Raw genomic sequence first — 12859 nt, 5'->3', positions numbered from 1 at the left:
GAAGGCCACGGCGAACGCGGCCATAGCGGCCAACGCCCAGAACCGGCTGCGGATCAGGAGGCTGGCCGAGAGCCCCGCGCCCAGGAAGATCAGCGAGGTCTGGAACACGAACAGCCCGCCGACGCCCACCCCCGCCTTGCGGCTCAGCCAGAAGAGGTAGCTGTGCGTCGGCGGCCACGTCATGTGCTCGATGCCGAGGAACGAGCGTCCGTAGGCATAGAGGCCGTCGTAGTTCATGTGCCCCGGCCACGCCGGGAAGCAGATCAGGAAGGTGGCTACGGCCGCATAGGCCAGGATCGCCAGCCACATCGGCCGGCCCGGGACGACGGGCGACGGAGCTGAGGGTTTCAAAGCTTGAGCCGTCCCAGCTTGCAGACCCGCGCCCCGTCGCTCAGCACCCCGTAGACCGTGACCCGCCCCTTGCGGAGCGGAGCCAGCGCCGCCCAGCCGGTGGTGGGCGAGGTGATGTCCGCCCGCGCTTCGTTGACGTCCGGCCGGGGGCGGCCGGTGGCGCCAGCGCCGGCGATGCGGCCGTCAGGCCCGACCACGAGGATACGGGCCGGAGCCACCTTGCCGTCGGCGTCCCAGGCCCAGCCGGTGATGCGCACGCCGGGGCGCGGCGCGCCCTCGTAGCGGTGCTCCACCTGTTCGACGTTGCCGATGCACGCGCGCTCCGGCGCAAGCCTGAAAGCCTGGCCGATCGGACGGCCCATGAGAGGTTCGGACCAGGTCGGCAGGGCGGGCAGAGGGTCGCGGTCTGTCAGCCAGGCCGGCTGCTCGCAGCCCACCAGCAGCGCGGCCACGGCCACGGCTCCGGTCGACCGTCCGGCGCAAACCCATGCACGCATTCGTTCGGACCTCTCCTCCCCGGCGCCACTTAACCGGGAAGCCTGGCCACATTCAACGCAACGGGACGCCCGCCTGCGACGAACGTCCCGTTCCGCTGCGACCTACCAGATCCGGACGCGCTCTTCCGGCGCGACGTACAGCTTGTCGCCGGCCTTCACATCCCAGGCCTCATACCAGCCAGGGATGTTCCGGATGGTGCCGTTCACGCGGTAATAGGCAGGCGAGTGCGGATCCGTGACGACCTGCTGGCGCAGAGCCTCGTCCCGGATCTTCTCGCGCCACACCTGCGCCCAGCCGAGGAAGACGCGCTGGTCGCCCGTCAGGCCGTCGATCACAGGCGCGGGGCCGCCCTTCAGCGAAGCGTGGTAGGCGTCGAGGCCGAGCGACAGCCCGCCCAGGTCGCCGATGTTCTCGCCCATGGTCAGTCCGCCCTGGACCTTGGCGCCCGGCAGCGGTTCGAAGGCGGAGTACTGGGCGCCCAGCTTGTCGGCCTGGGCCTTGAACTTGGCGTTGTCCTCGGCGGTCCACCAGTCTCGCAGCACCCCGTTGCCGTCCGACTTGCGGCCCTGGTCGTCGAAGCCGTGGCTGATCTCATGCCCGATCACCCCGCCGATGCCGCCGTAGTTGATGGCGGGGTCCGCATCGGGATCGAAGAACGGCGGCTGCAGGATCGCGGCCGGGAAAACGATCTCGTTGTTGGCGAAGTTATAGTAGGCGTTCACCGTCTGCGGGGTCATGCCCCACTCGCGCTTGTCCACCGGCTGGTGCAGGCGCGCCACGTTGCGGCGCCACTGGAAGGCGCCGGCGCGGATGGCGTTGCCGTACAGGTCGTCCTTCTTCAGCTCGAGCTTGGAATAGTCGCGCCAGAAGACGGGGTAGCCGATCTTGACGGTGAACTTGGCCAGCTTGTCCTGGGCCTGGGCCTTGGTCTCGGGGCCCATCCACTCCAGCTTCTCGATCCGGTTGCGCATGGCGGTCCGGATGTTGGCCACGAGGTCGTCCATCTTGGCCTTCGCCTCGGGCGTGAAGTAGCGGGCCACATAGACCCGGCCGATGGACTCGCCGACGGCGCCGTCCATGAACTGGGCGGCGCGCTTCCAGCGGGCCTGCAGTTCGGGCTGGCCCTGAAGTTCCTTGTTCCGGAACTCGTAGTTGGCCTGGACGAAGCGCTTCGACAGGTAGGGCGCCGCGCCGTCGGCCACGTGGAAGGCCTGCCACGCCTTCAAGGTCTCGAGCGGCGTGTCGGAATAGATCTTCGCGAACTTCGGGAAGGCGGTGTTCGTGGTCACCACGATCCGGTCCACCTTGGGCAGCTCGGACGCGGCGAGATAGCGGTTCCAGTCGAAGCCCGGCGTGTAGGCGGCGAGCTCGGTCGGCGTCATCGGGTTGTAGGTCTTGTCGCGGTCGCGACGCTCGACCCGGCTCCAGGATGCCTCGGCCAGCTTGGTCTCGAAGTCGACGATCGCCTTGGCGTTCTCCGCCGGCTTCTCCCAGCCGATCATGGTGAGCAGCTGCTCGACGTACGCCTGATACTTGGCCTTCTTGGCCGCAAAGCCCGGCTGCAGATAGTAGTCGCGGTCCGGGAGGCCGAGACCGCCGGTGCTGCTCATCACCGCGTACTTGGTAGGCGCCTTGGCGTCGATCGAGATGCCGACCGGCAGGATGGAGGAGAAGCCCGTGGTGTTCGCCTTGCCCATCAGAGCGGTGAACTCGTCCTTGGTCTTGACCTTCCGGACCTCGGCCAGTTCGGGCGCGATCGGCTTGGCGTCCAGCTTCTCGGCCAGCGCCTCATCCATGAAGGCCGCGTAGCCGGCGGCGATCTTCGCGGCGTCGGGATCCTGCAGCTTGCCCGCCTTCGCCTCTTCCAAGATGGCGTGCAGGCGCGCGTCGGACAGCTCGCGCAGCTTATTGAAGTTGCCCCAGCGGACGCGGTCTGACGGAATGGCGGTCGTCTTGTCCCACGTGCCGTTGGCGAACTTGAAGAAGTCGTCGCCCGGCTTCACCGAACGATCCATTCCGCTCAGGTCGAAACCCCAGGTCCCGTACTTGGGGGTCTCCAGCGAGGTCACAGCGCCGGTCGAGGCCGGCGCGTCGGCGAACAGCAGCGCGGTCTCGCAGGCTGCGTCAGCGCAGTCGTGGACCTCGTGGGCGGTTGCGTTGGCCGCCAGCGCGAGGGCGGCGGAAGCCGTCGCAGACAGCAGGATTTTGCGCGTGAAGCGGGTCATTTTGCCTTCTCTCGAAACCGATACGCCGGGTTCCTGGCCGGAACCTCCCCGAGCTTCGAAAGAAAGAAGGAAAAACAGCCCGGCGCAATCGATTCCGGGCGACCGGCGTTCGCTACCGGGGCAGCAGGCGTTTGTAGGTCCGCCGGATCGCGCCGTAGCACTCGCAGGCCTGGGCCTCGAGGCCGCTGCGGTCGATGATGTCCACCACGCCGCGGCGATAGCGGATCAGGCCCTTCTCCTGCATCGACCGGGCGACCGCGGTCACCGTCGTCCGCTGCACACCCAGCATGTCGGCCAGGAACTCCTGGGTGAGCGCGATGGTGTCGGACGAGATGCGGTCGTGGCACGTCAGCAGCCAGCGGCAGAACCGGGCCTCCACCGAGTGCAGCGCGTTGCAGGCCACCGACTGGATGGCGTGGCCGAACAGCGCCTCGGAGTGGCGGTCCACCAAGTCGCGCAGGCGCGGGCTCTTCTCCCAGGCCTCGTGCAGGCGTTCGGCGCTGATCTTGGCCGCGCGGAGCGGCGTCTGGACGATGGCCCGCGAAAGCGACTGGCGCGGAGCCACCGCGGCCATCAGACCCAGGGCGCCTTCTGGGCCGATGGTGGCGCTCTCGATCGCCGCGCCGTTCTCCATCAGGGTCATCAGCGAGATGACCCCGTCATGCGGGAAGTAGATGGTGTCGATCAGGTCGCCCGGATCATACAGAAGCCGCCCGCGCTCGAGGTCAACCTGAGCGAGATGGGGACTGATGGTCGCGTAGTCGGAAGCCGGAAGCGCTTCGAGCAGGCTGTTCTGCAACGCGGGGACGGGCCTCTGCATCGGGGACTTGAAACGCCGCCGTGCGGCTTGGGTTTCAAGTTATCCGGGTGCTCAGGCAAACACCGTCGTGAACTCGACACTCCTCGGAAGTGAAACGAGAAAATATAGGAAAATCTTTAGTGCGAACGGCAAGGGCTGGACGTTCACAGAGCTTTTAGGAACGTCGGATAGCCGACTTATCTATAGCTCGCTGGGCTAACTCCGCACGAATCAGGACGAATCAACATTTGATGGCCGGACGGTGCGGGACGTCTGTTCCGCACCGTCTTCACGCACGCAACCTAACCTTGCGAGGGCCTAGTGCAGGTTGAGGTCCTGCCGCTCGCCGACGTCGGGCGTACGCTTGTTCGCATTGGCCCGCGCGATCTCCCAGGCGTAGCGCACGGGCCCCACCTCGGTGATCCAGACGGCCGCATCGGTGCAGTCCAGCCGCAGCATCGTCAGGCGCGGGTCGTCCTTGCCCTCGGGGTACCAGGCGGCCACGTGGGCGTTCCAGTAGCGGTCGATCCGGGCCTGGTCCTGGACGAGCTCGATCCGTCCGTCCACGCAGGCCTGGACTTCGCGCGTCTGGAAGATGAACGCAGCCGTCGCTCCGCCCTGCACCGCCTGTGCGAGGTCGGTGTCGTTGTAGGTGAAGAACCAGATCTCGTTTCCCTCCCGCTCGAGGAAGGCGGTCATCGGCTGGAAGTGGTGGCTGTCGCCGAGCACGCCCAGCATGCCGATCTGGTGCTTCTCGATCGCGTTCCAGAGGCGATCTTGGACTTCCGCTTCAGTCAGGTCGTTGGCCATCGGGGCGCTCCAGTTTTGAACCGTCGCGCCCTCAATCCCCCGCCGCGGGGCCGGTTCCGGCTCAGCGCACGACGGCCATCTGCTGGAGGAAGTCCACGTACGACATCACGGCCCCGTCGTACCCCGCCACCTTCGGGTTGGCGCTCTCTATGACCATGTATTCGTCCGGGGCGTGCGCGCCCGAACCATGCCCCAGGCCGAAATGGCCCGCGGGCAGGCTGAGCGGCGGACTGGTGAACAGATAACCGGGCCAGGATCCGGCGAGGCGGGGGTTCAGCGTGGGTTCGATCCCCGCCTTGCGGTAGGTGGCCTGGGTGGCGCGGATCAGGCCCGAGTTCTCGTCGGTTTGCGTCGGGTCGTAGCCGCCGCTGACATTCACCTCGACGTCTGCGAAGCCCCGCTTGGCCAGGTGGGCCTTCAGCTTCCGCACCGCCTCGTCGAAGGTCATGTCCGGCACCAGCCGCAGATCGAGCTTGGCCACCGCCTTGCCGGGGAGGATCGTCTTGCCGCCGGGCCCGGTGTAGCCAGAGACCAGTCCTTCGATGTTGACGGTGGGCTGGCTGACCAGCCGCTCCATGGCCTCGCGGTAGGAGAGGCCGCGCACCCATTGTTTGGCGCCCAGGTTTTTGAGCGCCGCGGCCTCCGGCGTACGCTGGACGATGATGTCCACCAGCTCCTTCTGCCGCGCCGTCAGCGGCTTCACGTTCTCGAACCAGCCATCGATGGCCGGGTCGTTGCCGTCGGCGCTGACCAGGCTCTGCAGCGCCTGGACCAAGCGCCAGGCCGGACTGTCCAGAGCCGCCTTCTGACTGGAGTGGACGTCCTGCACCGGCCCACGGCCCCATTTTTCGCCCGAGACCACCAGCTCCAGCTCGACGATCCCCTTGGCGCCCAGGTTGACGCTCACCCCGCCGGCCGGGTTCTGGCAGTTCATCGGTAACATGACGCCTGAGCAGCGCTTGAACGCCGCCAGCACCTCCGGCCGTTCGACCGCGTCGCGGAAGTTGGGCGAGCCGATCTCCTCCTCACCCTCGCAGATCAGCACGAGGTTGACCGGCGGCTTGCGGCCCACGGCCTTCAGCGCGCGCAGGGCCGCCAGGAAGGCGCTCTCGGGACCCTTCTGGTTCGTGGCGCCGCGGCCCATCACGACCTTGCCGAAGCCCGGCTTGTCCACCAGGGCGGCTTCGAAGGGGGGCGAACTCCACTCTGCCGGGTCGGCCTGCTTCACGTCGTACATGAAATAGACGCCCAGGGTCTGCTTGGCGCCCACGTCCATCGTGCCGAAGACGCAAGGGTGGCCCTTGGTCTCCACGCGTCGAGCGTCGGCGAAGCCTGCCTCCCGAGCCAGCTCCACCATCTGGGCGCAGGCCTCGTTCATGTTGCGGTTTTCGGCGGCGATGCCCGGCAGGCGGATCCAATCCTGCAGGCGCTTCACGTTCGCGTCGTGGTTCTTCTCGACGAACGCCCGCACCGGGTCGGCGCTCTTCGCCTGGGCCGCCGCCGCTCGAGGCAACGCCAGGGCCGCGCCACTGGCGGCGATCAACTGCAGCATGGCCCGACGGCCGCGGACTTCTTCACTCATGGAGGTCCCCCTTACGAACTCAGCGCTTCTCGAACACGACCTGCCCGTCCACGACGGTCAGCACCGCGTGTCCCTTCGGAATCTCCGCCTCCGGCGCGGTCATCAGGTCGACCGAGAACGCCGAAAGGTCGGCGCGCTTGCCGACCTCGATGGTCCCGAGCTCGTCCTCGGCGAAGCGGGCGAAGGCGGCGTTGCTGGTGAACAGCTTCAGGGCCTCGATCCGGCTCAGCGCTTCCCGCGGCCGCCAGGCCGGGGTCGAGAAGCCCGTCAGGTCCTTGCGCGCCACGGCGGCATAGAATTCGATCAGCGGATCGCCCCGCTCGACCGGCGCGTCCGAGCCGCCGACGACCACCGCGCCGCCGTCGGCCAGGCTCTTCCAGGCGTACGCGCCGTCCAGGCGCTTGTCCCCGAGCCGGGCCGGGGCGAAGTGCAGGTCGCCGATGGCGTGGCTGGGCTGCATCGAGGCGATCACTGCGTTCCTTGCGAACCGCGGGATGTCGGCCGGCCGGACGATCTGGGCATGTTCGATGCGCCAGCGCGGCGCCATGCGGCGCACGTTCGGCGGCGTTTCGGCGAACACCTGCTCATAGAGGTCCAGCACCACGGCGTTGCCACGGTCGCCGATGGCATGGGTCGCCACCTGGATTCCCGCCGCGTAGGCCTTGGACATCTGCGCCTTCATCGCTTCGGGCGGCGTGCGGATCAGGCCCCTGGTCGAATGCGCATCGGCGTAGGGCTCGAAAAGCGCCGCGCCGCGCGAGCCGAGCGCGCCGTCCGAATAGATCTTCACCGCACGCGTGGTGATCCGCCCGTCCGGGCTTTGCCGCGGCCCGCTCGCGAACAGCGGGCCGGCGTCGCCCACGTCCACGGCGTTGTAGACGCGCAGCGGCGCTTGACCCTTAGCGGCGAGATCCTCGAGCAGGGCCACGTCTGTCCAATCGACGCTCATGTTGTGGACGCCGGTCCAGCCGTAGGCGGTCTCGACCTTGAACGCCGCCGCATAGGCCTCGCGCCTGTCGGCCTCGGTGATCTTGGGCTGCAGACCGGCGACCAGCGCCATGGCGTTGTCCACCAGCATGCCGGTGAGCCGGCCGTCCTTGTCCTTCAGGATCTCGCCGCCCGCGGGCGCCTTCGTGGTCTCGTCGACGCCCGCGGCCTTCAACGCCGCGCTGTTGGCCACCAGCGCGTGCCCGTCAGCGCGCACCAGCAGCACCGGTTGGTCGGGGGCCACGGCGTCGATATCCCGCCGCTCCAGGAAGCGGCCCTCCGGCCAGCCGGTCTCGATCCAGCCGCGACCCCAGACGGGACCGCTCGGCCTGCGCGCCGCCAGATAGTCCTTAACCCGGGCGACCGCCTCGGCCGCGGATCTGGAGCCCTCGAGGTTCAGCGACAGCTCGCGCTCGCCGATCCCGCGCAGGTGGGCGTGGCTGTCGGTGAAGCCCGGGAACAGCGCCGCGCCCTTCAGGTCGATGACCCGCGTCTTTGGCCCAACCCGCTCCCGGACGCCGCCACGGTCCCCGACGTAGGAGATGCGGCCGCCGCTGACCGCCACCGCCTGGGCCTGCGGCGCATTGTCCACGCCGGTGTGGATCGCTCCGCCCCAGATGACCAGATCGGCGGGCTGGGCCGCAGCCGGGGCGGCAAGGGTGAGAGCGCAGGCGAGGGCCGAAATCAAAGTCCGCATACCGCCAAGCTAGCGGCAAACGGAGCGACCGCGCCACTGCGTAGCACGCCTCAAAACGGGTAGGCGCCGGATTGGCCCACAATGGCCGGTCGTGGCAATGGGCCGTCGAGCCTCTCCATGTCGAAGTTCCCCCGCGATCCGCTGATCAGCCGCTACCCCGAGCCGATGACCGCGGCCGAGGCGCGCCGCGAGGTGCGCCGGGCGATGCAGCTCCGGCGGCGGGTGCCGCTGGGCCATCCTTATGGCGTGGCGCCTCTCTGGACGCCCTATCGCGTGGCGCTGCTGGTCTCGGCTATCGCGCGGCTGCTCGCCCGGCGCGACGCGCTCAGTGGACCTCGTCCTCGCCGCCGTTCAGGCAGTGCTCGTAGATCACGCGGGCGGTCCCGCTGAGCGACTCGGACGCGCTGACCAGTGCGGCGTTGCCGACATAGGTCTCGGCGGCCTCGGCGAGCTGGGCCAACTCCTTCGCCACGGCGGCGAGCTTCAGGTAGACGTCCCTGTCGGACACGGCTCGGTCGGTCATGCCGCCTTGATGGGCTGCGTCGCACTCGCGCGCCAGACCGCCGAGCCGCGGCCTTTGCGCAACAGTTCAGAATTCACTGATCGACGAACCTAGCTCGGCGGATTCCACCTGCGGTAATCATCCCGTCACAAAGCGTGACCTTTCGAGTCGCGCACGAGAGGGAGGAGACCAGATCATGCACACCGGGAAGACCCGGCTGGCCGCGCGCGCCAGCCTTTTGGCCCTCGTCCTGGCAGTCCCGCCGGGCGTCGCCGCCGCGCAGACCGCCGGCCCTGCGGAGGTCGAGGAGTTGGTCGTCACGGCCCGGAAACGTGACGAGGCCCTGATCGACGTTCCGTTCTCTGTCGCCGCCCAGAGCGAGGCGGTGATGCGGGCTCGCGGCGTCACCAACATCGAGGACCTGTCGCGCACAGTCGCGGGCTTCTCGGTCCAGAACCTCGGCCCCGGTCAGAGCCAGGTGGCGATCCGCGGCATCTCGGCCGGCCAGATCGTCCGCGACCAGCCGGGCGTGAAGGAACAGGTGGGCGTCTATCTCGACGAAAGCGTGATCTCGCTTTCGCTATTCACGCCGGACCTCGACCTGTTCGACCTCAACCGCGTCGAGGTGCTGCGCGGGCCGCAAGGCACGTTGTTCGGGTCGGGCTCCCTTTCGGGCACCCTGCGCTACATCACCAACCAGCCGGTGGTCGGCGCATTCTCGTCGACCGTCGAAGCCACGGCCTCCAAGGTCCAGGGCGGCGACCTGGGCGGTGAGTTGAAGGGCGCCGTGAACATCCCGCTGGGCGAGTCCGCCGCCCTGCGTGTCGTCGGCTATGCGACCAGCTTCGCCGGCTTCATCGACGCGGTGCAACCGGACGGCTCGGTGGACGACGACGTCAACGACGGGACCCGCTGGGGCATCCGCGCCGCGCTGCGCTTCGAACCCAGCGACAACCTCGCGATCACCCCGCGGGTGGTCTACCAGTCCATCGACGTCGACGGGTTCAACCGGGTGGACGTCTACAACGTCCTAGCCAACGAGTTCACGACGACCCGGCCGCGCGTGCAGCTGGGCGGCACGAAGCAGTTCACCCAGTTCCAGGAGAAGTTCGAGGACGACTTCTTCCTCGCCGATCTGAACCTGGAATACGACCTGGGCGACGTCGAGTTCACCTCGATCTCGACGTTCACGGATCGCGAGGTTCTCGTCTATCGCGACGCGACCGCGCTCACCGGCTCGATCACCGGCGGTTCGCTGGGCCTGCCGCCGGCCGTCTATCTTCTGGACGCGCCGCTGATCGACACGACGGACGTGAAGTCCTTCACCCAGGAAGTGCGGCTGTCGTCGGACACCGAAGGACCGCTCGCCTGGGTGCTCGGCGCCTTCTACAGCGACATCGACCGCGACTACGCCCAGGACCTGCAGGTGACGGGCTTCGAGGCGCTGACCGGCATCCCGACGGCCGGCCCCTACGCGCCGCGGGACAGCCTCTACTACTCGGAGGTGCCCTATAAGCAGAAGCAGTTCGCGCTGTTCGGCGAGGCCACCTATTCGGTCACCGAGCGGCTGGACGTCACGGCGGGTCTGCGCTGGAGCGACTACAAGGAAACGCGGACGCTCACCTTCGACGGCATCTTCGCCGAACATACCCCTGCCGTCCCCGGCAAGACCAAGGCCGACGCCTGGGCGCCGCGCGTGATCATCGCGTACGAAGCCACCGACGACGTCACCTTCAACGCCCAGGCTTCGAAGGGCTTCCGGCTGGGCGGGATCAACGACCCGCTGAACCGGCCGCTCTGCACGCCGGCAGACTTCGCCACCTTCGACGCCCTGTCCGAGCCGACCTTCGGCAACGAGACGGTCTGGAACTACGAAGCCGGCATGAAGGCGCGCCTGGGCGGCGGCGCCGGCTCGCTGACGATCGCGGGCTTCTACGCCGACATCAAGAACCTGCAGGCGACCATCGACGCCGGAACCTGCTCGTCGCGGGTGATCGTCAACGTGCCCAAGGCGAAATCAGTCGGCTTCGACGCGGAGATCGCTTGGCGCCTCAGCGAGAACTTCGACGTCGCCGCGTCGGCTTCGTACAACGACGCCAAGCTGACCTCGAGCGTGCTCGACGCCGCGGGCCTCCCGATCCAGGGGCTGCGCGACGGCAACCGCCTGCCCACCGTGCCGAAGTTCCAGGCCTCGTTCAGCGTCGGCTACCAGCGTGAGATCTCGCCCGGCCTCGACGCCTTCGCGAACCTGACGGCGCAGCACGTCGGCAAGCGCTACACGCAGATCTCGGACCAGGAAGACAACCCGCGCACGGTGGCCCTCTTCCCGAACATCGGGGCAGGCACGGCCGCGAACCTCGTGTTCCCCCTGGAGCTGCCCAGCTACGAGATCGTCAATCTGCGGATGGGCGTGCGGGGCGAGGACTGGGAAGCCGCGGCCTTCGTCAACAACCTGGGCGACGAACGCGCCTGGCTGTCGATCGACCGCGAGCGGGGGCTGCGGGCCCGCTACGGCTTCCTGACCAACCCACCGCGCACCTACGGGATCACCCTGCGCAAGTCGTACTGACGGATGCGAGCGCCCCTCCGGCGAGGCCGGAGGGGCGTCTCGGCGCCGGAACCGACCTCGGCCATTGCGGATTCCCCCGGGGACATGAACCTCGAGAGGAGACCGCCATGCCCAGCCAGCGCGAGCTGATCGACACCGGGACCGACAAGCGCTACGTGCGCCGCGACGAGAAGGGCCGCTTCAAGGAAAGCGACGATGTCGGCCGCTCCCTCGCCGCCGACCGCCGTCAGACCGCCAAGACCGCCGCCAAGAAGGGGCAGGGCGACCGCGGCGACCGCAAGAACTAGGCGCTAGGTGAGCGGCTCGGGGAACTTGGGCAGGCTGGTGAAGTCCTCCGGCACGTGCTGGCGCACGACGCGCGCCTTCTCCTTGGCCGCCAGCGCCTCGACCTTGTCGTAGCTCTTGAGGGTCAGGGCGCGGTCGACGTTGAAGCGCGGCACGCGCTTGGCCGCGCGGCTCTCGGCCACATGCCACAGGTCGCCGGTCAGCAGGACAGGACCCGCCTTCGGCAACCTGACCAGCAGCACCGTATGGCCCGGCGTGTGTCCCGGCGCCGGGATCACCTGCACAGAACCGTCGCCGAACACGTCGTGGGGGCCCTCGCCCGCGACCTCGATCGTCTTGGCGTTCTCCAGCGCCGAATAACGGGCGAACTGGGCGGCGTTCGTCCGCGCCTGCGGCCGGAAGGCGTACGCCTTCTCATCCGGATCGACGATCCAGGCCGAGCCCGTGAATTGGCCGGCGTTGCCGATGTGGTCGAAGTGGCTGTGCGAGACCGAGACGTACTCGACGTCTTTCGGCGTGAGCCCCAGCGCCTTCAGTTGGCCAAGCAGCTTCTCCTGGCTCTCCGGCACGCCGGTGTCCCACACCAGGTCGCCCTTGGGGTGGCGCACCAGATAGCAGGGGACCACCATCTCAACCTTCCGGCCCTTGTAGGCGCCGTCGTCGGCGAACATGTCGGCGTCCGGGACCGCGAACGTGCCGCAGTCCAGGGCGTACAGCTTCACGTCGGCGGCGGTGGCCGGGGCGGCGGCGGCCAGGCCGACCGCGGCCGCGGCCGCCATCATCAGGGTGCGCAGGATCATCTCTTGGCTCTCCGGGGGGCGTCATCCTCTGACGGCAACCTGCGCCGGAGGGCGGCGAATGCCAAGCACGGTCGGCTACTTCTGCATGGCCTTGGCCTCTTCCGCGCGTGCGCCGGCCAGAATGTTGCCTAGCGAGTAGTTCCCTTCGTGGCAGGCGTACTCGTAGATCGGTCCCTTGGCCGCGCGCCACGGCATCTCGGCCCGCCACGGCCTGGCGAAGGTCTCCGGGTCCTCGACCGTGAACTCGTAGAGGATCGCGTCCTTGCCCGTGCGGGTCAGCCGTTCGCGCACCACGGCGTTCTGCGTATAGGTCATGCCGCCCGTCATGCTGCCGGCGTAGGCGCCCTGCGGATTGTGGTTGGTGGTCTCGACCACCAGGCTGTCGCCCTCGAACCAGCCGACGCTTTCGCCCATCCAGCGCGGCGCCTTCGGGTCCGGCCTCGCCCGCGGCGCCTTGGGGTCGACGAGGCGGACGATCCGCACGTCGTGGTTCATCTCGATGTGGATCGCCACGTGATCTTTCGTCTGCAGGATCTGGTAGTGGCCGTTGAAGCCGGTGTTCATCATCGGCGGACCCTCGGGCGAGCCGATAGCGGTGAGGCAGCGCTCGTCCGTTGGGCGCAGCTCGTAGCTGTCGTAGCCCTTGTTCCGCGCCCGTTCGCGGGTCCGCGCCCGCCCGGCGTCTGTGAACGGCAGCCGCCCGTCGGCCGGCTCGACGATCCAGGACGAGCGCCACTGGCCGTTCACACGGGCC

12 protein-coding genes are annotated in these 12859 nt (G+C 68.3%); 2 read left to right on the top strand and 10 right to left on the bottom strand.

The window, feature by feature from the left end; genetic code table 11:
• The 8 genes from RIF93_RS13305 to RIF93_RS13270 all read right to left on the bottom strand — a co-directional run.
• Positions 1-309, bottom strand: a 309-nt coding sequence (locus RIF93_RS13305) for a hypothetical protein (RefSeq protein ID WP_309091937.1), incomplete at its 3' end; no start/stop codon positions are given.
• Between the two features lie 38 nt (positions 310-347).
• Positions 348-848 (bottom strand): hypothetical protein, encoded by a 501-nt coding sequence (locus RIF93_RS13300; protein ID WP_309091936.1) that lies wholly within the window; start codon positions 846-848, stop codon positions 348-350.
• 102 nt (positions 849-950) lie between these two features.
• Entirely contained in the window at positions 951-3074 is a 2124-nt protein-coding gene (locus RIF93_RS13295) for a M13-type metalloendopeptidase (protein WP_309091935.1), read from the bottom strand.
• A gap of 112 nt (positions 3075-3186) precedes the next feature.
• Positions 3187-3894, bottom strand: a complete 708-nt coding sequence (locus RIF93_RS13290) for a Crp/Fnr family transcriptional regulator (RefSeq protein WP_309091934.1) — start codon at positions 3892-3894, stop codon at positions 3187-3189.
• 297 nt (positions 3895-4191) lie between these two features.
• A complete protein-coding gene (locus RIF93_RS13285; RefSeq protein ID WP_309091933.1) occupies positions 4192-4683 on the bottom strand; it encodes a pyridoxamine 5'-phosphate oxidase family protein in 492 nt (163 codons plus the stop codon).
• 61 nt (positions 4684-4744) lie between these two features.
• Positions 4745-6265 carry a M20/M25/M40 family metallo-hydrolase gene (locus tag RIF93_RS13280; RefSeq protein ID WP_309091932.1) on the bottom strand — a complete coding sequence of 507 codons (1521 nt, stop codon included), beginning with the start codon at positions 6263-6265 and terminating at the stop codon, positions 4745-4747.
• A 19-nt stretch (positions 6266-6284) separates the two neighbouring features.
• Entirely contained in the window at positions 6285-7949 is a 1665-nt protein-coding gene (locus RIF93_RS13275) for an amidohydrolase (protein WP_309091931.1), read from the bottom strand.
• Positions 7950-8274: 325 nt separating this feature from the next.
• Positions 8275-8472 (bottom strand): hypothetical protein, encoded by a 198-nt coding sequence (locus tag RIF93_RS13270; protein ID WP_309091930.1) that lies wholly within the window; start codon positions 8470-8472, stop codon positions 8275-8277.
• A gap of 175 nt (positions 8473-8647) precedes the next feature.
• On the opposite strand from RIF93_RS13270, the gene RIF93_RS13265 reads away from it, so the two are divergent.
• Positions 8648-11020, top strand: a complete 2373-nt coding sequence (locus RIF93_RS13265; RefSeq protein WP_309091929.1) for a TonB-dependent receptor — start codon at positions 8648-8650, stop codon at positions 11018-11020.
• 107 nt (positions 11021-11127) lie between these two features.
• Positions 11128-11307: a hypothetical protein gene (locus RIF93_RS13260; protein WP_309091928.1), complete on the top strand. Its 180-nt coding sequence runs from the start codon at positions 11128-11130 to the stop codon at positions 11305-11307.
• A gap of 3 nt (positions 11308-11310) precedes the next feature.
• Here the strand turns inward: RIF93_RS13260 and RIF93_RS13255 are convergent, their stop codons facing one another.
• Together RIF93_RS13255 and RIF93_RS13250 are read right to left on the bottom strand one after the other, a co-directional pair.
• A complete protein-coding gene (locus RIF93_RS13255; protein ID WP_309091927.1) occupies positions 11311-12105 on the bottom strand; it encodes an N-acyl homoserine lactonase family protein in 795 nt (264 codons plus the stop codon).
• Between the two features lie 75 nt (positions 12106-12180).
• A partial coding sequence (locus RIF93_RS13250; RefSeq protein ID WP_309091926.1) for a hypothetical protein occupies positions 12181-12859 on the bottom strand: 679 nt, incomplete at its 5' end.

This window comes from Phenylobacterium sp. (assembly GCF_031181185.1).
Lineage (GTDB): Bacteria > Pseudomonadota > Alphaproteobacteria > Caulobacterales > Caulobacteraceae > Phenylobacterium.
Note: the sequence above shows the minus strand (reverse complement) of the source record. Positions and strands in the feature narration are given on the sequence as shown.